Raw genomic sequence first — 19129 nt, 5'->3', positions numbered from 1 at the left:
TGAAAGGCGCAAGGTGATGGACGGCGACCGCACCCGCATGCCGGAACTCCGCAGCGACCCCACGTCGCCGGCGCGGCGCGGTGCCGCCTTTGCCCGGCTTCCCCGCATGCCCGTGCCGATCCATTCTGGGATGGAGGGGACATCCGTGCGCATCCAGGCCCGCTTCTGGGTGGGCGCACTGCTGCTCACCGCCTTCGTCCTGTGGCTGCTTTCCGGCATCCTCCTGCCGTTCGTGGCGGGCATCGTGCTCGCCTACTTCCTCAATCCGGTGGTCGCGCGCCTCGAGCACATCGGCGTCGCCCGCACCCTCTCCGCCCTCGTGGTGGTGGGGATCATGCTGCTGCTGGTGATGCTGTTCTTCCTGCTCGCGCTGCCCATCCTGTCGTCCCAGCTGTTCGAATTCATCCAGCGCCTGCCGTCCTACGTGACGCGCCTGCAGGGCCTTCTGACCGAAGAGAACCGGGAATGGCTGAGCGGCATCGTCGGCGACCGGCTGCCGGACATGCAGCGCTCCATCTCCGACCTGATGACCCAGGGGGTCAGCCATGTGCTGAGCCTGCTCTCGTCGGTCTGGTCCGGGGGGCAGGCGCTGATCTCGCTGTTCGCTCTGCTGGTGGTGACGCCGGTGGTTGTGTTCTACATCCTGTGCGACTGGAACGAGATGGTCGGGCTGGTGGACCGGCTGGTGCCCGTGCCGCACCGCCCGGTGGTGCGGAGCCTCGCCCTCGCCATGGACAGCGCGGTGGCCGGCTTCGTGCGCGGCCAGGCCATGGTCTGCCTGCTGCTCGGCGGCTTCTATGCCGTCTCCCTCTCCATGGTGGGGCTGAACTTCGGCCTGCTGATCGGCATCGTGTCCGGGGTCATCACCTTCATCCCCTATGTGGGTTCGCTGACCGGCTTCGTGCTGGCCATGGGCGTCGCCATCGTCCAGTTCTTCCCGGACTGGAGCATGATCGGCACCGTGCTCGCCATCTTCGTCGCCGGCCAGACCATCGAGGGCTATGTGCTCTCGCCGAAACTGGTGGGCGACAGCATCGGCGTGCATCCGGTGTGGCTGATGTTTGCCCTGTTCGCCTTCGGCTACCTGTTCGGCTTCGTCGGCCTGCTGCTGGCTGTGCCGCTGACGGCGGTGGCGGGCGTTCTGGTGCACTTCGCCATCGCCCGCTACATGCAATCCTCGCTCTACCAGGGCGCGGCGGACGATGATCCTCCGGCAGAGACCCGCTGACCCGATGCCCCGCCCCCCGGCAGAACCGCCGCGCCAGCTTGCCCTCGACCTGCCGAACCAGCCGGCGCTGCGCCGCGACGACTTTCTCGCCGCGCCCGGCAACGCGGCGGCGCTCGCCTTGATCGACGCCTTTCCCGACTGGCCGTCGCGTGTCGCCTGCCTCGTCGGCCCGGAAGGCGCGGGCAAGAGCCACCTCGCCGCCATCTTCGCCGAGCGGTCGGGCGCCCTGACGCTGGCCGCCCGCGACTTGGTGCGCGAGGCTGTGCCGGCGGCCCTCGCCCGCGACGCGCTGGTGCTAGAGGACCTCGACCCGGCGACCTTCAGCGAGCCGGCCCTGTTCCACCTGCTCAATCTCGCCCGTGAGCAGCAGGCCTACCTGCTGATGACGGCGCGTACGCCGCCCTCCGGCTTCCCCCTCGCCACAGCCGACCTCGCCTCCCGGCTGCGCGCCATCCCGGTGTTCGAGATCGCCCCGGCGGACGATTCCCTGCTGGCGGCCGTGCTGGTGAAGCTGTTCGCCGACCGCCAGCTCGCGGTGGACGAGGCGACCGTGCAATATCTGTTGCTGCGCATCCCGCGCTCGGTGGCGGGGGCCCAGCGCATCGTCGAGGCGCTCGACCAAGCCGCGCTGGCCGCCCGGCGGCCGGTGACCCGCGCGCTGGCAGCCCAGGTGCTGGCGGCCGGCGATCTGGCGGACGAGGCCTCCGCCGGGACCGATCCGGACGCGGACGATTGAGGAACGCGCAAGGCCGGCGCAATGTCATAGAGTGGTCATGCAAGCCGGCCATGGTCCGGCCGGTTTCGGCCAATGAGGCATGAGGGAGCGACGGGAGCGAATGGGCATGAACGAGGCTGTGGCTCTCTCCGACACCGAAATCGTCTCCGAAGTGGAAAGCCCGCTCGCGCAGTCGCCGCAGCGGTTCATCAATCGCGAGATTTCCTGGCTCGGCTTCAACCGCCGCGTGCTGGAGGAAGCGGAGAACCGCAATCATCCCCTGCTGGAGCAGTTGCGCTTCCTCTCCATCTCCGCCAACAACCTCGATGAATTCTTCATGGTCCGCGTCGCCGGCCTGAAGGAGCAGGTGCGCGAGGGCGTGCAGACCCAGAGCCCGGATGGCCTCACCCCTTCCGAGCAGCTCACCACCATCCTCGCCGCCGCCGCACAGCTGATCTCCGACCAGCAGGCGCGCTGGCGCGAGCTCAGGCGCGACCTTGCCGCCGCCGGCATCGTGCTGGTGGATGGCGGGGACGGGACGCCCGAGGACATGGAGGTGCTGGAGCGGCACTTCCTCAACCACGTCTTCCCGGTCCTGACCCCGCTCGCCATCGATCCGGCCCACCCCTTCCCGTTCATTCCCAACCTGGGCTTCTCGCTGGCCCTCCAGCTGGTGCGCCAGTCGGACGGGCGGGGCATGAACGCGCTCATCCGCATCCCGGCCAAGGTCGACCGCTTCATTCGCCTGCCGGACCAGGGCACCGGCACGCTGCGTTTCATGACGCTCGAGCAGATGATCGGTCTGTTCATCGCGCGCCTCTTCCCCGGCTATGCGGTGAAGGGACAGGGCGTGTTCCGCGTCATCCGCGACAGCGACCTCGAAATCGAGGAAGAGGCCGAAGACCTCGTCCGCCTGTTCGAGACCGCCCTCAAGCAGCGCCGCTACGGCGAGGTGATCCGCATGGAGGCCGACGCCGCCATGCCGGAGGAGCTGCGCAATTTCGTCGCCCGCGAACTCGGCGTGAACGACGACGAGATCTTCGTGGTGGACGGCGTGCAGGCGCTGAACGAGTTTTCACAGCTCGTCTCGGTGGACCGGCCGGACCTGAAATTCCAGGCCTATAACGCCCGATTTCCCGAGCGCATCCGCGACCACGGCGGAGACTGCTTTCTCGCTATTCGCGAGAAGGACATTCTGGTTCACCACCCTTATGAATCCTTTGACGTGGTGGTTCAGTTTCTGCGTCAGGCCGCCCGCGACCCCAACGTCGTCGCCATCAAGCAGACCCTCTACCGCACCTCCTCCGACAGCCCCATCGTGAAGGCACTGGCCGAAGCGGCCGAGGCCGGCAAGTCGGTGACCGCGCTGGTGGAGCTGAAGGCGCGCTTCGACGAGGAAGCCAACATCCGCTGGGCCCGCGACCTGGAGCGCGCCGGCGTGCAGGTGGTGTTCGGCTTCATCGAGCTGAAGACCCACGGCAAGCTCTCCATGGCGGTGCGCCGGGAAGGCTCCCAGCTCGCCACGTACGTCCATGTGGGCACCGGCAACTACCACCCCATTACCGCGCGCATCTACACCGATCTCTCCTTCTTCACCGCCGATCCGGTGATCGCCCAGGACGTGGCGCGCATCTTCAACTTCATCACCGGCTATGCGACGCCGGGTGAACTCGACGCCATGGCCGTGTCGCCCTCCTTCCTCAAGCCGCGGCTGATGAAGCACATCGCGGACGAGATCGAGTTTGCCCGGGCGGGCCGTCCGGCGGCCATCTGGCTGAAGTGCAATTCGCTGGTGGATCCCGAGATCATCGACGCGCTCTATGCCGCCAGCGCCGCCGGCGTTCAGGTGGATTGCGTCATCCGCGGCATCTGCTGCCTCCGGCCCGGTATTCCCGGGCTTTCCGAGAACATCCGGGTGAAGTCCATCGTCGGGCGCTTCCTGGAGCACTCGCGCATCTACTGCTTCGGCGGCGGCCACGGCCTGCCGAGCCCGAACGCCATCGTCTACATCTCCTCGGCGGACCTGATGCCGCGCAACCTCGACCGCCGCGTCGAGACCCTGTGCCCCATCACCAACCCGACCGTGCACGAGCAGGTGCTCGACCAGATCATGGTTGCGAACCTTATCGACAACCAGCAAAGCTGGCGCGTCTTGCCGGATGGCTCGTCGGAACGCATAGTCCCGGCGCCGGGCGAGGAGCCGTTCAACGCCCATCAGTATTTCATGACAAATCCGAGCTTGTCCGGACGTGGAAAGTCTCTCAAGGATTCTTCGCCGCGCAGCCTCTTCGTCCGCCGCGGAGGCGGGCGCTGAGTTGACGCATGCCCCCGGCCGGCTGTCCCAGGGGGCGCCGGTTGCCGTCATCGACATCGGCTCCAACTCGGTGCGCCTCGTGGTGTACGAGGGGCTCAACCGTGCCCTGACGCCGGTCTTTAACGAGAAGGCCCTGTGCGGGCTCGGCCGGGAGGTCCTCTCCACCGGCCGGCTCCCGCAGGATGCGGTCGATCGCGCCTTCGCTGCGCTGAAGCGCTTCCGTGCGCTCTGCGACGCGATGCAGGTGGGCGAGGTCCATGCCCTCGCCACCGCCGCCGCGCGCGACGCGCAGAACGGTCCCGCCTTCATCGCCGAGTGCGAGGCCATCTGCGGCACCCGCATCGAGCTGCTCACCGGCAAGCGCGAGGCGGAACTTGCGGCCTATGGCATCGTCGCCGGCGTCCATGCGCCGGACGGCATCGTCGGCGACCTGGGCGGCGGCTCGCTGGAGCTGGTGGACGTGAAGGCCGGCAGCGTCGGCACGGGCGTGACCCTGCCTCTGGGCGGCCTCGCCTTGCAGGACCGCTCCTCGCGCTCGACACGCAAGGCGGAGAAGATCGTCCGCGACACCATCCCCGAAGCGCAGGTTCTGGAAGGCCTCGCCGGCCGTACCTTCTATGCGGTGGGCGGCACCTGGCGGGCGCTGGCGCGCCTGCACATGTTCACCAAGGGCTATCCGCTGCATGTGATGCACGGCTACGTGATACCGGCCCGCGAGGCGCTGGACTTCACCCGCATCGTCCATCGCGCCGATACCGAGGCGCTGGCCCATATCGACGTGATCTCCGACGCGCGCCGCCCGCTTTTGGCCTATGGCGCGCTGGTGCTGGAGAACATCGTGCGGCAGGGCCGTCCGTCCGAGGTGGTCATCTCGGCGCTCGGCGTGCGCGAAGGCCTGCTCTATTCGCTGCTGCCGGAAGCCGAGCGCGCGGGCGACCCGCTGCTCATCGCCGCCGCCGAGATGAACGTCCTGCGCTCCCGCTCGCCGCTGCACGGCGAGGAGCTGGTGGCGTGGACTGACGGCTTCTTCGCTTCGGCGCCCGTGCTGGAAGAAGCGGAAGAGGAGCGCCGGCTGCGCCGCGCCGCCTGCCTGCTGGCAGACGTGGGCTGGCGCGCCCATCCCGACTATCGCGGCGAGCAGAGCCTGAACATGATCGCCCATGCCGCCTTCGCCGGCATCGATCATCCCGGCCGGGCCTATGTGGCGCTGTCGGTCTATTTCCGCCACGTGGGCCTCGGCGCCGACGAGAGCGACACCCGCATCCTGGAGCTTGTGACTACCGGAATGCTGGACCGCGCCCGCATCCTCGGCGCGACCATGCGGGTGGCCTATGTGCTGTCCGCCGCCATGCCCGGCATCCTACCCCGCATGCCGCTGAAGGTGCGCGGCGACCAGCTCGCGCTGAGCGTGCCGAAGCAGCTGGTGCCGCTCATCAATGAGCGGGTGCAGAACCGCCTGCGCCAGCTCGCCCGCCTCATCGGCCGCGAGCCGGCGCTGGAGCAGTATGAGGAGGGTGCGGCGGACTGATCCGCCGTCCCCACCCAGCCCCGGCCCCCTGCCCGGTCACGAAAAGGTTGCCCGTGCTCCGGCGTCGCCGCACGGATTTCTGCCTGAATTGGCCGGCAGTCTTTCAGTCATGAAACAGCTCGTGAACATCTTCGGCGGCATCGCCGGCCTTGTGGTGGCGGGTCTCGTCGGACTCGCCCTCTTCACGCTCGTGGGCGGCCTAATCCTGGTGGCAGGCATCGTCATCACCGCCCTGGTCATTGGCGGCGGCGTCTATGCCCTCGTCACCGGGCGTGCGCCCGGCATGAAGCGCGACGGCGGCTTCTCCTTCCGGGTCATCGACCTGCGCGAGACGCGCACCTACGGCACGCCGGACGAGAGCGGCATGATCGACGTGACCCCGCCCAAGGACCCTCGCCGCAACGTCTGATCACCCGCCATTGCGGGGGGAGTTCAGCCAGCTGACTGGTGATATGGTCTGCTCCCTTTGAAGCGGGAGCGGGCTTGGGACATGCATGGGGCGATCGGTTCGGGCGCGGTTCTGGCGGTGGTCGCAACCTGCGTCGTGCTGGCGATGCTGACGGTCGTCACCCACGCGATCGCGCTGACGGTCATCCGTCGGCGCCTCACGCACCGCATCAGAGGGAAGGTCTACGTCGACCACGTCTTCGTCGAGGCCGCCATCATCAGCGCGACGGTGCTCAGCCTCAGCCTCGTGCATCTCGCCGAAGTCTGCATCTGGGCCGCCGCCTATGTGCTGCTCGACGCAATCGGCGACCCGCGGGATGCCATCTATTATTCCCTGTCCACCTACACCACGCTCGGCCCTGACGGTGTAACCATCGCCAAGGCGTTCCGGGCCGTGGCCGGCTTCGAATCGCTCATCGGTCCGATGATGGTGGCGTGGTCCACGGCCTTCCTGGTGGAATTCGTGGTCCGGATGCGCGGTGGCAACACCGGCACGGGCTGAGCCGCGCCGGTGCGAGTCCCAGGCCGCTTCAGACGCTGGTTGGGTAGTTCGGGCTCTCGCGGGTGATGGTCACGTCGTGAACGTGGCTCTCGCGCAGGCCGGCCGAGGAGATGCGCACGAAGCGGGCGCGCTCGCGGAACTCCTTCAGGTTGCTGCCGCCCACATAGCCCATGGCCGCCCGCAGGCCGCCGGCGAGCTGGTGGAGTACGGCCCCCACCGGGCCCTTGTAGGCCACCTGACCCTCGATGCCTTCCGGCACCAGCTTCAGGGTGTCGCGCACCTCGGCCTGGAAGTAGCGGTCGGCCGAGCCGCGGGCCATGGCGCCCACCGAGCCCATGCCGCGGTACGACTTGTACGAGCGCCCCTGGAACAGAAACACCTCGCCGGGGCTCTCATCGGTGCCGGCCAGCAGCGAGCCCACCATGGCGGCGGACGCGCCGGCTGCCAGCGCCTTGGCGAGGTCGCCGGAGAACTTGATGCCGCCGTCCGCCACGACAGGCGTTCCGGTGGCGAGGGCCGCCTCCACCGCGTCCATCACGGCGGTGAGTTGGGGTACGCCGACGCCGGCGACGATGCGGGTGGTGCAGATGGAGCCGGGGCCGATGCCCACCTTCACCGCGTCCGCGCCCGCATCGATCAGCGCCTTGGCGCCGTCCGAGGTTGCGATGTTGCCGGCGAGGATCTGGGTGCGGTTGGAGAGCTTCTTGATGCGAGAAACCTGGTCCAGCACCTTGCGCGAATGGCCGTGGGCGGTGTCCACCACCACGAGGTCCACCCCGGCGTCGATCAGGCGCTCGGTGCGCTCGAAGCCGTCCTCGCCGACCGTGGTGGCGGCGGCGACGCGCAGGCGGCCCTGCTCGTCCTTGGCGGCGCTGGGGTAAGCGACCGCCTTCTCGATGTCCTTCACCGTGATGAGGCCGACGCAGCGATCGTCCGCGTCCACCACCAGCAGCTTCTCGATGCGGTACTGGTGCAGCAGGCGCTTGGCCTCGTCCTGGTTCACCTGGCCCTCGCGGACGGTGACCAGCCGGTCCTTGGTCATCAGCTCGGCGACGCGCTGGGCGGGATCACGGGCGAAGCGCACGTCACGGTTGGTCAGGATGCCGACGAGGCGGCCGGCGATGCCGCCGGTGCCCCGCTCCACCACCGGAATGCCGGAGATGGAATAGCGCTTCATCAGATCGAGTGCGTCGGAGAGCGTCTGGTCGGGGTGGATGGTGACGGGGTTCACCACCATGCCCGATTCGTATTTCTTCACCTGCCGCACATGCTCGGCCTGCATCTCGGGCGAGAGATTGCGGTGGATGACGCCGATACCGCCGGCCTGCGCCATGGCGATGGCGAGCCGCGATTCGGTCACCGTGTCCATGGCCGCGGAAATGATCGGCATGTTGAGGCTGATGGTCTTGGTGAGCTGGGTGGTGATCTCCACCTGACCGGGCATCACCTCGGAGGCGCCGGGCGTCAGCAGCACATCGTCGAACGTCAGCGCCTCGCGGAAGCGCGAGCGGCTGTCGATTGCGGACGAATGCGCGGTCCCATTGGGGGTCGTCATGGCCAACTCCTGGTGGCGGCGCGGAACGCGACCGCTGGATCGGGGCCGGAACGAGGGACTGAGCCTGGACCCAGCCGTGGGCTGGCCGAGGGGCTTAAGAACCTCGCTACGAGTTGGCAGTGGCCGATACCATGGGTGCGCGACGAATAGAAGACCTGTTGCGAGGGATTCGCCGCAGGGCACGCATGCGCCGGACGAGGAGCCGGAAAAGCGGCGTCTCAGCGGGTGACGAGAATCAGCGTGTTTCCCGCCCCGTAGGTCTGCACCAGGGAATAGAGCGTCGCGGCATTGGACGGGTGCAGCCGCACGCAGCCGTGGGATGCCGGCGCGCCGAGGCGGCTGACCTCGTAGCTGCCGTGGATGGCGTAGCCCCCGTTGAAGAAGATCGAGTAGGGCATGGGCGAGTTGTAATATTTGCGCGAGAAATAGCTGCGGTACATGCGCTGGGGCCGGTAGGCGCCGGTGGGCGTGACATAGCCGCGGCGGGCGGTGGAGACCGGCCAGGAATACTGCGGCATGCCGTTCACGCTCACGGTCATGGTCTGCCGCGACAGGTCGATCCGCGCCACCACGGCCGCGGTGCCGGCGGAGGCCGGCGCGGCACAGGCCAGCGTCCAAACGAGCGAGACCGCGAGGAGCAGTGGCGCCAGCCATCTGCCGAAAGCCGGCGACGGGCGCATCGCGGGCAGACGCCTTGCCTCGGCCCGGCCGGTACGCGGCCGCACAACCAACGGTAGACTCATGCCCGTTACCCTCCCGTCAGCCATAGTGCCACGCTTGCAACCGCGCGCAAGGTGTTGCTGCCGCAGGCACATCTGGCCGATGCCGGCGGCCGGGACTCGCTGCCCCGTTTCCATCCGGCTCCAGCCCCACTAAGGTCCGCCCGTCGGCGGCGGATGTTTCGGGTCCGCGCCTGAAGGAGACCTGCCCCATGGTGATGATGCTGCTCGGCCTCGTGGTCTTCCTCGGCATCCATCTGGTGACGACTGTCCGGGGTCTGCGCGCCGGCCTCATCGCCCAATTGGGGGAGGGCCCCTACAAGGGCTTCTATTCCCTGCTGGCGGCGTCCGGCCTCCTGCTCACGGCCTATGGCTATGCGCTGTGGCGTGCCTCCGGCCCGATGCAGGTGTGGAACCCGCCGGTGGGGATGCGGCACCTCACGCTGCTTCTGATGCTGTTCGCCGCCATTTCCATCGTCGCCGCCTATGTGCCGAGCCATGTGAAGGCCTGGCTCAAGCACCCCATGCTGGTGGGCGTGAAGACGTGGGCGGTGGCGCATCTGCTCGCCAATGGCGACATCGCCTCCATCGTGCTGTTCGGCGCGGTGCTGGCCTGGGCGGTGTTCGACCGCATCTCGCTGAAGCGGCGCGACCTGCCCGTGCCGGTGGCACCGAAGAACTGGGCCGGCGACGCGCTGGTGGTGGGCGGGGGGCTGGTGCTCTATCTCGCCCTCGCCTACCTATTCCATCCCTACGTCGTCGGCGTGCCGGTGATGTAGAGGCGGCCAACGCCGCAGGGGAACAAGAACAACGCACAGGTGAGGACGGCTCCCGCCGGAGCCGCGAACGACCCCGGCCGCAGCCAAGACGGCGGCCAAGCCAAGAGGAACGCCATGTCCATTCAGGCCGACGCCCGCCGCGTCACCGCGCCCGAGATCCAGGCCCGCAAGGGGGGCGAGCCCATCGTGTCGCTCACCTCCTACCACGCGCACACCGCCCGCCTGCTCGACCGCCACGTGGACCTGATCCTCGTCGGCGACAGCCTCGGCATGGTGATGCACGGGCTGGAGACCACCGTCCCCGTCACCGTGGAGATGATGATCGTCCACGGCCGCGCGGTGGTGCGCGGCACGCAGCGCGCGCTCATCGTGGTGGACCTGCCCTTCGGCAGCTACGAGGCGAGCCCGACCGAAGCCTTCCACACCGCCGCCCGCGTGCTCAAGGAGACGGGCGCAGGCGCGGTGAAGCTCGAAGGCGGGCGCCGCATGGCCGAGACCGTGCGCTTCCTGGTGGATCGCGGCGTGCCGGTGATGGGCCATGTGGGCCTCACCCCGCAGGCCATCAACACACTCGGCTCGTTCAAGGCGCGCGGCCGCGACGATGCCGAGGCGTCCATCATCCTCGACGACGCCCGCGCCATCGCCGAGGCCGGCGCCTTCTCCATCGTGCTGGAGGCCATCGCCGAGCCGCTCGCCCGCCGCATCACCGAGGAAGTCCCCTGCCCCACCATCGGCATCGGCGGCTCGCCGGCCTGCGACGGGCAGATCCTGGTACTTGAGGACATGCTGGGCCTCGGCGACCGGGTGCCGAAGTTCGTGAAGAAGTACGCGAACCTCGGCCCGGCCATCGAGACGGCGGTGGCGACCTATGCCGAGGAAGTGCGCGCCCGCACCTTCCCGGCCAAGGAGCACACCTACGCGCCCCGCCTGGTGGACAAGCCGGCCAAGGCCTCCTGATGGGGCGGATGCGCTCCGGGGCGGCAACGCCCCTCGCCCGCCTCGCCCTCACCCTGTCCCTCGTTCTGGCCCCGGCGCTCCTCGCGATGCGCCCGGCGGCCGCGGCCGAGGACTGCCTGCTCGTCACCGATCTCGACAGCGGCCGGGTGCTGGCGAAGCAGGGGCTGTGCGCCGCGCGGCATCCGCCCAACTCCACCTTCAAGGTGGTGCTGGCGCTGATGGGCTACGACGCCGGCATCCTCAAGAGCGACAGCAAGCCTGTCTACGAGCCCCCGCCCGGCGCGGACCTCGAACGGGAGGTGACGCGCGGGCCGCAGACACCCCGCTCCTGGATGAAGAACTCGGTGGTCTGGTATTCCGAGGTGCTGGCCGCCGAGCTTGGCGGCGAGCGGATGGCCCACTATCTCAAGGCCTTCACCTACGGCAACGAGAACATGGGCGGGGTGAAGGGCGACGCGGAGCCCGGCAAGCGCTACTGGATCTCCTCCTCCCTCGTCATCTCCCCGCGCGAGCAGATCGACTTCCTGCGCCGCATGCTGAAGGGCCAGCTGCCGGTTTCGGCCGACGCCGTCGACGAGACCATCCGCATCATGGCCATCGACGAGCAGCCTGCCGGCTGGCTCACCTTCGGCAAGACCGGCTCCGGCTTCGGGCGCTTCCCGGACGGACGCATCGACCGGTCGCGCCCGTTCGGCTGGTTCGTGGGCTTCGCGAGGAAGGACGGCCACACCGCCGTGTTCGTGCGCTACACCTCCCTCGACATGGCCTCCCCCGAATCCCTCGGACTGGTGGCGCGGCGGCAGACGCTGGCGGCGCTCGTCCCGGTCCTGTCGGCTCAGGCCCCCTGAGCCTGCCGGCGGAGGCCTTCCGATAGATATCCGCGAGGAGTTGAGCGTGCCGGTCTCCGCCATCGTGTCGGCCTTCGTCGCTGCCCTCGTGGGCTTCGGCGGGACCCTCGCCCTCATTCTCTCCGCCGCCGCGGCAGTGGGCGCGAGCCCGGCGCAGGCGTCGTCCTGGGTGGCGGCGCTCTGTCTCGCGATTGCGGGATCGAGCGCGGTCCTCTCCATCCGCCACCGCCTGCCCATCATCACCGCCTGGTCCACGCCGGGCGCGGCCCTGCTGGCCGCGTTCGGGGCGGGGATCGGCATGGAGCGGGCGGTGGGGGCCTTCCTGGTGGCTGGGCTCCTCATGGTGGCTTGCGCCGCGGTGAAGCCGCTCGGCACGCTGGTGGCGCGCATTCCGGTGGCGGTGGCGGCGGCGATGCTGGCGGGCGTGCTGGTGCGCTTCGTCACGGCGCTGGCCGAACATGCGGTGAAGAGCCCGCTGCTGGTGCTGCCTGTCGTGGCCGCCTTCTTTCTGACCCGCCGGCTGGCGCCGAGCTGGTCCGTGCCGGCGGCGCTCGTCGCCGGCATCGGCGCGGCCCTCGGGCTGGGCGTGGTGGGACCGATGCCCGCGCCGGAGCTGTCGGCGCTGGTGTGGGTGACGCCGCAGTTCGACGGCGGCGTGCTCCTCAGCATCGCATTGCCGCTGTTCCTCGTGACCATGGCGTCGCAGAACCTGCCCGGCTTCGCCGTGCTCACCGCCAGCGGCTACGTGCCTCCCGTGCGCTCCATCCTCGCCACCACCGGCATCGCTTCGGTGCTCACCGCGCCATTCGGCGCCCATGCCTCGAATCTTGCCGCCATCACCGCCGCCTTGTGCACGGGGCCGGACTGCGACCCGGACCCGCGGGCGCGATGGAAGGCGGGGCCGGTCTATGCCCTGTTCTATCTGCTGCTGGCCGCGGCGGGGGCCTCCCTCGTCGCGGTGTTCGCGGCGCTTCCGCCGGCGCTGGTCGCGACCATCGCGGGGCTGGCGTTGATCGCCCCCCTCACCGGCTCGCTCACCGCGGCGCTTAGCGTGGACAAGGACCGCACCGCCGCGATCGTCACCTTCGCCACCACGGCGTCGGGCATCAGCGCCCTCGGCCTCGGCGCCCCGGTGTGGGGGCTGGCCGCCGGCCTCGCGGTCTTCGCGATGGATACCGTGCGCCGCCGCTGACGGGAACGCGCCCTGAAATGAAAAACCCCGCGAGCGACAGGCGCCCGCGGGGTGGGAGGATGTCGGGCCGGCCCCAGGGCCGGCGACTGACGGCCTAGCTGTTGGCCTTGCGGGCCTTCATCTGCTGCCAGATCGCGATGACCTCGCCGACGAAGCCGCGGCGGAACAGCGAGACGGCGAGCACGAAGATGACGCCCTGGATCACCAGCACCCACTCGCCGAGACCGGCGAGATAGTTCTGCATGGTCACGATCACCGCCGCGCCAACCACCGGGCCGAGCACGGTGCCCATGCCGCCCACCAGCGTCATCAGCACCACTTCACCCGACATCTGCCAGGCGACGTCGGTGAGCGAGGCGAGCTGGAACACCAGCACCTTGGTGGAGCCGGCGAGACCCGCCAGCGCCGCCGAGAGCACGAAGGCGAGCAGCTTGTACTGGTTGGCCCGGTAGCCGAGCGAGATGGCGCGCGGCTCGTTCTCGCGGATCGCCTTCAGCACCTGCCCGAAGGGCGAATGGATGGTGCGGTAGATGACGAAGAAGCCGAACAGGAAGATCGCCAGCACGAAGTAGTAGAGGTGGATGTCCTGGCTGATGTCGATAACGCCGAACAGCGGCCGGCGCGGCACCGCCTGAAGGCCATCCTCGCCGCCGGTGAACTTCGCCTGCAGGCAGAAGAAGAAGAACATCTGCGCCAGAGCCAGCGTGACCATGGCGAAGTAGATGCCCTGCCGGCGGATGGACAGCAGCCCCGCGAGGAAGCCCAGCACCACCGAGAAGGCGACGCCGGAGAGAATGGCAAGCTCGGGGGTGAAGCCCAGCACCTTGGTGGTGTGGGCACAGATGTAGGCCGACCCGCCGAAGAACATGGCGTGGCCGAACGACAGGAGGCCCGTGTAGCCCAGGAGCAGGTTGAAGGCGCACGCGAACAGCGCGAAGCACATCACCTTCATCAGGAACACGGGATAGACGCCGAAGGGCGCCACCAGCAGCACCGCCACCGCGGCAACGGCGAACAGGAGCATGACGTTGGAGCCGGCGCCGGAGGTGGCGGGGGCGGAAGCAGGATGGGTTGCGGAGCTCATGTAGCAGCCCTCACTTGGCCGTGCCGAACAGGCCGGCGGGCTTCACCATGAGCACGATGGCCATGATGACGAAGATCACGGTGGACGATGCCTCGGGATAGAAGACCTTGGTGAGGCCCTCCACGACGCCGAGGCCGAAGCCGGTGACGATGGCGCCCATGATCGAGCCCATGCCGCCGATCACCACCACCGCGAACACCACGATGATGAGGTTCGAGCCCATGGTGGGGCTCACCTGATAGGCCGGGGCGGCGAGCACGCCGGCGAGCGCCGCAAGGCCCACGCCGAAGCCGTAGGTGAGCGTGATCATGCGCGGCACGTCGATGCCGAAGGCCTGCACCAGGTCCGGCCGCTCGGTGGCGGCGCGCAGGTAGGAGCCGAGCTTGGTGCGCTCGATCACGAACCAGGTGGCAAGGCAGACGACCAGCGAAGCGACCACCACGAAGGCGCGGTAGTTGGGCAGGAACATGAAGCCGAGATTGGTGCCGCCCGGGAGCGGGTTGTTGTACGGCAGGCCCGAGGAGCCGTACTGCCGCCGGAACAGGCCCTCGAGGATGAGGGCGAGGCCGAAGGTCAGCAGCAGGCCGTAGAGATGATCGAGATGGTACAGCCGTTTGAGCAGCGTCCTCTCGATGACCATGCCGATGATCGCCACGATGATGGGCGAGAGCACGAGCGCCCCCCAGAAGGGGATGCCGGCATAGTTCAGCAGCATCCACGCCCCGAACGCGCCCATCATGTACTGCGCGCCGTGGGTGAAGTTGATGACGTTCAAAAGGCCGAAAATCACCGCGAGCCCGAGGCTCAGCATGGCGTAGAAGGCGCCGTTAATTAGACCCAGGAGCAATTGCCCGAACAGGGCCTGGGGGGGAATGCCGATGAGCTCGAACATCGAAGACCCGTCTCGTCAGGAGGAAACGGCGGAAACCGCAAGCGACAACCGGAACTGGGGGTACCGGACACGGAGGAGAAGGATCGGGCGGGCCCTGAGGACCCGCCCGATCCGGATTCTGGATCAGCCCTTCTTGACGAGCGGGCAGTCGCTCTCGGAGAGCGGACGGAACGCCTCGTTGGCGGGGATGGTCGCCTTCAGGGTGTAGTAGTCCCACGGACCCTTGGATTCGGAGGGCTTCTTCACCTCATAGAGATACATGGGATGAATGGTGCGGCCGTCGACGCGCACCTCGCCCTTGCCGAACAGCGGGTCGTCCGTGGGGATTTCCTTCATCTTGGCCACAACGGCGGCGCCGTCCTTGGCAGACTTCAGGGCCTCGACCGCCTTCAGATAGTGCAGCGTGCCGGCGTAGACGCCCGCCTGCACCATGGTCGGACGCTTGCCGCCGTTGGCCGCGGCGAAGGCGTCCGCGAACTTGCGGTTGGCGTCGGTCTGGTCCCAGTACCAGGCTTCGGTCAGGGTCAGGCCCTGGGCGGTCTTCAGCCCCAGCGAATGCACGTCGGTGAGGAAGATGAGGAGGCCGGCGAGCTTCTGGCCGCCCTCGACGATGCCGTATTCCGCCGACTGCTTGATGGAGTTGATGGTGTCGCCGCCGGCATTGGCGAGGCCGATGACCTTGGCCTTGGACGACTGCGCCTGCAGCAGGAAGGAGGAGAAGTCGGCGTTGTTGAGCGGCACCTTCACGGAGCCGACCACCTTGCCGCCATTCTCCGCCACCACCTTCGAGGTGTCGCGCTCGAGCGCATGGCCGAAGGCATAGTCGGCGGTGAGGAAGAACCAGGTGTCGCCGCCGGTCTTCACGATCGCCTTGCCGGTGCCGTTGGCCAGCGCCCAGGTGTCGTAGGTCCAGTGCACGGTGTTGGGCGTGCAGGCCTTGCCGGTGAGGTCCGAAGTGGCCGCGCCGGAATTGATGAAGACCTTGTTCTTTTCCTTGGTCACGCCGCTGACCGCCAGCGCGACGCCGGAATTCGGCACGTCCAGGATCACGTCCACGCCGTCCACGTCGTACCACTGGCGGGCGATGGAGGTGCCGACGTCGGCCTTGTTCTGGTGATCGGCGAAGATCACGTCCACCTTGAGGCCCTTGGCGGCGGCGCCAAAGTCCTCGACCGCCTTCTTGGCGGCCCACACGGAGCCCTGGCCGCCGAGATCGGCGTAGAGGCCCGATTGGTCATTGAGAACGCCGATTTTGACGGGAACCTGGGCCTTGGCGGCGCCAGCGGCAACGACGACGCTGGCGGCGGCCAGCAATACGGCTGCAAGACGCATGATGTGTCCTCCCTCCGGCTGGAACCGGATTTTCTCGCTGTCGGAAACCCGGCGTCAGACGCCGAGAAAGGCTTCGAGACGAGCCGCGTTTTCCGCGATCTTGTCGTTTTCCACCATGTCGACCACACGGCCATGCTCCACCACGTAGTGGCGATCGGCGACAGTGGAGGCGAAGTGGAAATTCTGCTCCACGAGCAGCACCGTGAACCCCTTCTTCTTGAGGTCCCGGATGATCTGGCCGATGTGCTGCACGATCACCGGCGCAAGGCCCTCGGAGGGCTCGTCCAGCAGCAGGAGCTTTGCCCCCGTGCGCAGGATGCGGGCGATGGCCAGCATCTGCTGCTCGCCGCCCGACAGCTTGGTGCCCTGGCTGTTGCGGCGCTCTTCGAGCCGCGGGAACAGCTCGTGCACCTCGTCCACGGTCAGGCCGCCGGGCAGCACCACGGGCGGCAGCAGCAGGTTCTCGCGCACGGAGAGCGAGGAGAAGATGCCCCGCTCTTCCGGGCAGATGGCGATGCCGAGCCGGGCGATCTTGTTGGGCGCCAATCCAACCGTTTCAGTGCCCTGATAGCGGATGGAACCGGCGCGCTTGCGCAGCAGGCCCATGATGGCCCGCATGGTGGTGGTCTTGCCGGCGCCATTGCGGCCGAGCAGCGTCACCACCTCGCCCGGATGGACGTCGAAGGTCATGCCGTGCAGCACATGGCTCTCGCCATAATGGCCGTGCAGGTCCTTCACCTCGAGGAGGGGCGTTCCGTTCGCGGCCATCTCAATGCGCTCCACCGGTGCCCATATAGGCCTCGATCACCTGCGGGTTCTTCGACACTTCGGCATAGGGGCCTTCGGTGAGGATCTCGCCGCGCGCCAGCACGGTGATCCGGTCCGAGAGATTGGCCACGACCGAAAGATTGTGCTCCACCATGAGGATGGTGCGGTTGTCCGAGACGCGCTTGATGAGGTCCGCCGTGCGGGCGATGTCCTCGCGGCCCATGCCGGAAGTGGGTTCGTCCAGCAGCAGCATTTCCGGCTCGAGCGCCAGCGTGGTGGCGATCTCCAGCGCGCGCTTGCGGCCGTAGGGCAGCTCCACCGCGAGGTGCTTCGCGTACTGGGTCAGGTCCACGTCGGCGATCAGTTCCATGGCGCGGTCGTTGAGCGCTTCGAGGCTCTTCTCCGACTGCCAGAAGTGGAACGAGTTGCCGATGGGCCGCTGCAGCGCGATCCGCACGTTCTCCAGCACCGTGAGGTACGGGAACGTGGCGGAGATCTGGAACGAACGGACCATGCCCATCCGCGCAACATCCGCTGGCGGCGTGCGCGTAATATCGCGGCCGTTCAACTTGATGGTGCCGCGCGTCGGCTCCAGAAACTTGGTAATCAGGTTGAAGCACGTGGTCTTACCGGCACCGTTCGGCCCGATCAGGGCGTGAATGGTGTGTCGGCGGATTCTGAGGTCAACGTTCTTGACCGCAGCGAACCCCTTGAATTCCTTCGTAAGACCTGAAGCTTCAACGATGTAGGGCACGTCTGAGACGCTGTCCATGATCGTAAGGCGCCCTCGCTGTTCCCCGGCCGCACATCGCAAGCGACGCGCTCCAGCCGATCTCCGCAACATTCGGCACCTTGGCTGGTGCGCTTGATCTTGGGGCGCAAGCTATCATGCTCCGCCGCGGCTGCGTCAATAGACCGACGCGCCGACGAATGTCTAGCTCGATCTTACCACTATTGTCTGAGAGACGCTGCGGCAGGAGGTAATCAATAGCCATACCCGCCGTGGTTGAGCCGAAGTTGTTTTTGCTCTCAAGGCCCAACGGGATCGATGACCATGCCGAGACCGGAGCCTGCGGCATCGGTCACGACCAGCACCGCCTCGCCGGCCGGCAAACGAAAGCGCAGGCTCTTGCGCACGCCCGGGCAGGCATGCACGCCGGTAAAGGCGATGGGCGCCAGCGGCCTGCCGTCCGCGAAGACGTCGAGCCACGCGCCGTCCGACACCGTGATCTGATAGTCCCCACCGGGCGAGGGCACTGCGATGCGGGCGAATCCGGCCCGCGATTCCCGCCCCTGCCGGCTCGGCGGGAACGGCAGTGCCGCGGAAGCGCGATCCGCCAAGGCGAGCGTCACGGCGCCCTCCAGCGGCAAAGACAGGCGTCCGCCGACCTCCACCGTCCGAACCGGCGCCGCAAGGCGGGTACGGGCCGATGCGAGCGGCCATGCCGCCTTGCCGCAATCCTCACCGTCCGGCTCCGCCGCCGCGACCGCCGGAACGGCCGCGGCTGCGGCGCAGACGAAGGCAGGTATCACAAGCATCAACAGACGGCGTGCCAGAGCCATGCCGCGCCTCAGGATCCGGAAAGCTATATCTATATGAATATATTTTTCCGGACCGGCAGGCGAGCCCTTCGGCCGGGCCTCACCCCTTCGGCGTGCGCGCCTGGACGTGATATTCCTCGTTCGGGCGCATGTCCGTGGCCGAGGCGATGCGGTTGGACATGCTGAAGAAGCCGACCACGGCGCCGATGTCCCAGATGTCGCGCTCGGAAAAGCCGACCTTGCGCAGCGCCTCCCGGTCTTCTTCCTCCACTTCGTGGGGGCGCTCGGTGAGCTTGGCGGCGAAGTCGAGCATGGCCCGGCGGCGCGGGTCGAGCCGGGCGGCGCGATAGTTCATCACCATCTGCTCGCCGAGGATGGGATCGCCGGAAAGCTGGCGCACCGCAGCTCCGTGCGCGGTGAGGCAGTAATAGCAGCGGTTGATGCTGGAAACGACCACCGCGATCATCTCCCGCTCCAGCTTCGAGAGGCCGGAGGGTGCGAGCATCAGATCATTGTACATGCCGGCGAAGGCGTTGAGCTTCGCCATGTCGAGCGTATAGGCTTGGAGGACGTTCGGCACGAAGCCGATCTTCTCCACGCACTTGTCGAAATAAGCCTTGTTCGACGCATCGAGTTCGGCGGGCGGGATCGCGAGGGCGACGGCGGGAAGATCGTCGCGCTGGCGGGCAGGCTCAGCGGCCGGAACCGCCGTCTTCGGTGCAGAAGT

General features: G+C 67.9%; 19 protein-coding genes. 10 read left to right on the top strand and 9 right to left on the bottom strand.

Annotated features, from left to right (window positions below; genetic code table 11):
• Nucleotides 1-145 precede the first annotated feature (145 nt).
• The 6 genes from V5F74_RS09715 to V5F74_RS09690 all read left to right on the top strand — a co-directional run bounded on the left by V5F74_RS09715 (nucleotide 146) and on the right by V5F74_RS09690 (nucleotide 6734).
• A complete protein-coding gene (locus V5F74_RS09715) occupies nucleotides 146-1228 on the top strand; it encodes an AI-2E family transporter (RefSeq protein ID WP_394007688.1) in 1083 nt (360 codons plus the stop codon).
• A gap of 4 nt (nucleotides 1229-1232) precedes the next feature.
• Nucleotides 1233-1964, top strand: coding sequence for an HdaA/DnaA family protein (locus V5F74_RS09710; RefSeq protein ID WP_394007686.1), 732 nt, complete (start codon nucleotides 1233-1235; stop codon nucleotides 1962-1964).
• A gap of 106 nt (nucleotides 1965-2070) precedes the next feature.
• Nucleotides 2071-4257, top strand: coding sequence for an RNA degradosome polyphosphate kinase (locus tag V5F74_RS09705; protein ID WP_029555158.1), 2187 nt, complete (start codon nucleotides 2071-2073; stop codon nucleotides 4255-4257).
• Between the two features lies 1 nt (nucleotide 4258).
• On the top strand, nucleotides 4259-5785 hold the full coding sequence (gene ppx, locus V5F74_RS09700) for an exopolyphosphatase (protein ID WP_394007684.1): 1527 nt from the start codon (nucleotides 4259-4261) through the stop codon (nucleotides 5783-5785).
• 109 nt (nucleotides 5786-5894) lie between these two features.
• A complete protein-coding gene (locus V5F74_RS09695) occupies nucleotides 5895-6194 on the top strand; it encodes a hypothetical protein (RefSeq protein ID WP_029555160.1) in 300 nt (99 codons plus the stop codon).
• Nucleotides 6195-6275: 81 nt separating this feature from the next.
• Nucleotides 6276-6734: an ion channel gene (locus tag V5F74_RS09690; RefSeq protein ID WP_250168145.1), complete on the top strand. Its 459-nt coding sequence runs from the start codon at nucleotides 6276-6278 to the stop codon at nucleotides 6732-6734.
• Between the two features lie 28 nt (nucleotides 6735-6762).
• Here the strand turns inward: V5F74_RS09690 and guaB are convergent, their stop codons facing one another.
• Together guaB and V5F74_RS09680 are read right to left on the bottom strand one after the other, a co-directional pair.
• Complete coding sequence (gene guaB, locus V5F74_RS09685; RefSeq protein WP_024277836.1) at nucleotides 6763-8289, bottom strand: IMP dehydrogenase; 1527 nt, start codon at nucleotides 8287-8289, stop codon at nucleotides 6763-6765.
• A gap of 218 nt (nucleotides 8290-8507) precedes the next feature.
• Nucleotides 8508-8969 (bottom strand): L,D-transpeptidase, encoded by a 462-nt coding sequence (locus tag V5F74_RS09680; RefSeq protein WP_394007682.1) that lies wholly within the window; start codon nucleotides 8967-8969, stop codon nucleotides 8508-8510.
• Nucleotides 8970-9220: 251 nt separating this feature from the next.
• Here V5F74_RS09680 and V5F74_RS09675 point away from each other — a divergent pair, with 251 nt between their 5' ends.
• From V5F74_RS09675 to V5F74_RS09660, 4 genes are all read left to right on the top strand, one after another.
• Nucleotides 9221-9787, top strand: a complete 567-nt coding sequence (locus V5F74_RS09675) for an NnrU family protein (protein ID WP_024277834.1) — start codon at nucleotides 9221-9223, stop codon at nucleotides 9785-9787.
• A 114-nt stretch (nucleotides 9788-9901) separates the two neighbouring features.
• On the top strand, nucleotides 9902-10744 hold the full coding sequence (panB, locus tag V5F74_RS09670; protein ID WP_024277833.1) for a 3-methyl-2-oxobutanoate hydroxymethyltransferase: 843 nt from the start codon (nucleotides 9902-9904) through the stop codon (nucleotides 10742-10744).
• Nucleotides 10744-11592 carry a penicillin-binding transpeptidase domain-containing protein gene (locus V5F74_RS09665; RefSeq protein ID WP_394007679.1) on the top strand — a complete coding sequence of 283 codons (849 nt, stop codon included), beginning with the start codon at nucleotides 10744-10746 and terminating at the stop codon, nucleotides 11590-11592. The genes panB and V5F74_RS09665 overlap by 1 nt, the downstream gene beginning before the upstream one ends.
• A 46-nt stretch (nucleotides 11593-11638) precedes the next feature.
• Nucleotides 11639-12784 (top strand): benzoate/H(+) symporter BenE family transporter, encoded by a 1146-nt coding sequence (locus tag V5F74_RS09660; RefSeq protein ID WP_394007677.1) that lies wholly within the window; start codon nucleotides 11639-11641, stop codon nucleotides 12782-12784.
• A 94-nt stretch (nucleotides 12785-12878) separates the two neighbouring features.
• On the opposite strand, the gene V5F74_RS09655 is transcribed toward V5F74_RS09660, so the two are convergent.
• The 7 genes from V5F74_RS09655 to V5F74_RS09625 all read right to left on the bottom strand — a co-directional run bounded on the left by V5F74_RS09655 (nucleotide 12879) and on the right by V5F74_RS09625 (nucleotide 19051).
• A complete protein-coding gene (locus V5F74_RS09655; protein ID WP_394007675.1) occupies nucleotides 12879-13868 on the bottom strand; it encodes a branched-chain amino acid ABC transporter permease in 990 nt (329 codons plus the stop codon).
• Nucleotides 13869-13878: 10 nt separating this feature from the next.
• The gene (locus V5F74_RS09650; protein ID WP_029555168.1) at nucleotides 13879-14760 is read right to left on the bottom strand and encodes a branched-chain amino acid ABC transporter permease; all 882 of its coding nucleotides are present in this window, start codon (nucleotides 14758-14760) and stop codon (nucleotides 13879-13881) included.
• Nucleotides 14761-14883: 123 nt separating this feature from the next.
• The gene (locus V5F74_RS09645) at nucleotides 14884-16092 is read right to left on the bottom strand and encodes an ABC transporter substrate-binding protein (RefSeq protein WP_024277828.1); all 1209 of its coding nucleotides are present in this window, start codon (nucleotides 16090-16092) and stop codon (nucleotides 14884-14886) included.
• Nucleotides 16093-16146: 54 nt separating this feature from the next.
• Nucleotides 16147-16860 (bottom strand): ABC transporter ATP-binding protein, encoded by a 714-nt coding sequence (locus tag V5F74_RS09640; protein WP_024277827.1) that lies wholly within the window; start codon nucleotides 16858-16860, stop codon nucleotides 16147-16149.
• A gap of 1 nt (nucleotide 16861) precedes the next feature.
• Nucleotides 16862-17632, bottom strand: a complete 771-nt coding sequence (locus V5F74_RS09635; protein WP_024277826.1) for an ABC transporter ATP-binding protein — start codon at nucleotides 17630-17632, stop codon at nucleotides 16862-16864.
• 257 nt (nucleotides 17633-17889) lie between these two features.
• Complete coding sequence (locus V5F74_RS09630; protein WP_394007672.1) at nucleotides 17890-18423, bottom strand: hypothetical protein; 534 nt, start codon at nucleotides 18421-18423, stop codon at nucleotides 17890-17892.
• Between the two features lie 79 nt (nucleotides 18424-18502).
• The gene (locus tag V5F74_RS09625; RefSeq protein ID WP_394008884.1) at nucleotides 18503-19051 is read right to left on the bottom strand and encodes a peroxidase-related enzyme; all 549 of its coding nucleotides are present in this window, start codon (nucleotides 19049-19051) and stop codon (nucleotides 18503-18505) included.
• Nucleotides 19052-19129: the final 78 nt, after the last annotated feature.

The sequence above is a fragment of the Xanthobacter aminoxidans genome (assembly GCF_043193615.1).
In the GTDB taxonomy this organism is placed as follows: Bacteria; Pseudomonadota; Alphaproteobacteria; order Rhizobiales; family Xanthobacteraceae; genus Xanthobacter; species Xanthobacter aminoxidans.
The sequence above is the reverse complement of the archived record's forward strand: the minus strand, read 5'-3'. Positions and strand labels throughout refer to the sequence as shown.

Bases quoted from the DNA above. Each gene is read 5' to 3' on its own strand.
- V5F74_RS09710 (WP_394007686.1), top strand. From the start codon at position 1,233: ATGCCCCGCCCCCCGGCAGAACCGCCGCGCCAGCTTGCCCTCGACCTG.
- V5F74_RS09705 (WP_029555158.1), top strand. From the start codon at position 2,071: ATGAACGAGGCTGTGGCTCTCTCCGACACCGAAATCGTCTCCGAAGTG.
- V5F74_RS09695 (WP_029555160.1), top strand. From the start codon at position 5,895: ATGAAACAGCTCGTGAACATCTTCGGCGGCATCGCCGGCCTTGTGGTG.
- V5F74_RS09690 (WP_250168145.1), top strand. From the start codon at position 6,276: ATGCATGGGGCGATCGGTTCGGGCGCGGTTCTGGCGGTGGTCGCAACC.
- guaB (WP_024277836.1), bottom strand. From the start codon at position 8,289: ATGACGACCCCCAATGGGACCGCGCATTCGTCCGCAATCGACAGCCGC.
- V5F74_RS09680 (WP_394007682.1), bottom strand. From the start codon at position 8,969: ATGCGCCCGTCGCCGGCTTTCGGCAGATGGCTGGCGCCACTGCTCCTC.
- V5F74_RS09675 (WP_024277834.1), top strand. From the start codon at position 9,221: ATGGTGATGATGCTGCTCGGCCTCGTGGTCTTCCTCGGCATCCATCTG.
- panB (WP_024277833.1), top strand. From the start codon at position 9,902: ATGTCCATTCAGGCCGACGCCCGCCGCGTCACCGCGCCCGAGATCCAG.
- V5F74_RS09665 (WP_394007679.1), top strand. From the start codon at position 10,744: ATGGGGCGGATGCGCTCCGGGGCGGCAACGCCCCTCGCCCGCCTCGCC.
- V5F74_RS09655 (WP_394007675.1), bottom strand. From the start codon at position 13,868: ATGAGCTCCGCAACCCATCCTGCTTCCGCCCCCGCCACCTCCGGCGCC.
- V5F74_RS09650 (WP_029555168.1), bottom strand. From the start codon at position 14,760: ATGTTCGAGCTCATCGGCATTCCCCCCCAGGCCCTGTTCGGGCAATTG.
- V5F74_RS09645 (WP_024277828.1), bottom strand. From the start codon at position 16,092: ATGCGTCTTGCAGCCGTATTGCTGGCCGCCGCCAGCGTCGTCGTTGCC.
- V5F74_RS09640 (WP_024277827.1), bottom strand. From the start codon at position 16,860: ATGGCCGCGAACGGAACGCCCCTCCTCGAGGTGAAGGACCTGCACGGC.
- V5F74_RS09635 (WP_024277826.1), bottom strand. From the start codon at position 17,632: ATGGACAGCGTCTCAGACGTGCCCTACATCGTTGAAGCTTCAGGTCTT.
- V5F74_RS09630 (WP_394007672.1), bottom strand. From the start codon at position 18,423: ATGGCTCTGGCACGCCGTCTGTTGATGCTTGTGATACCTGCCTTCGTC.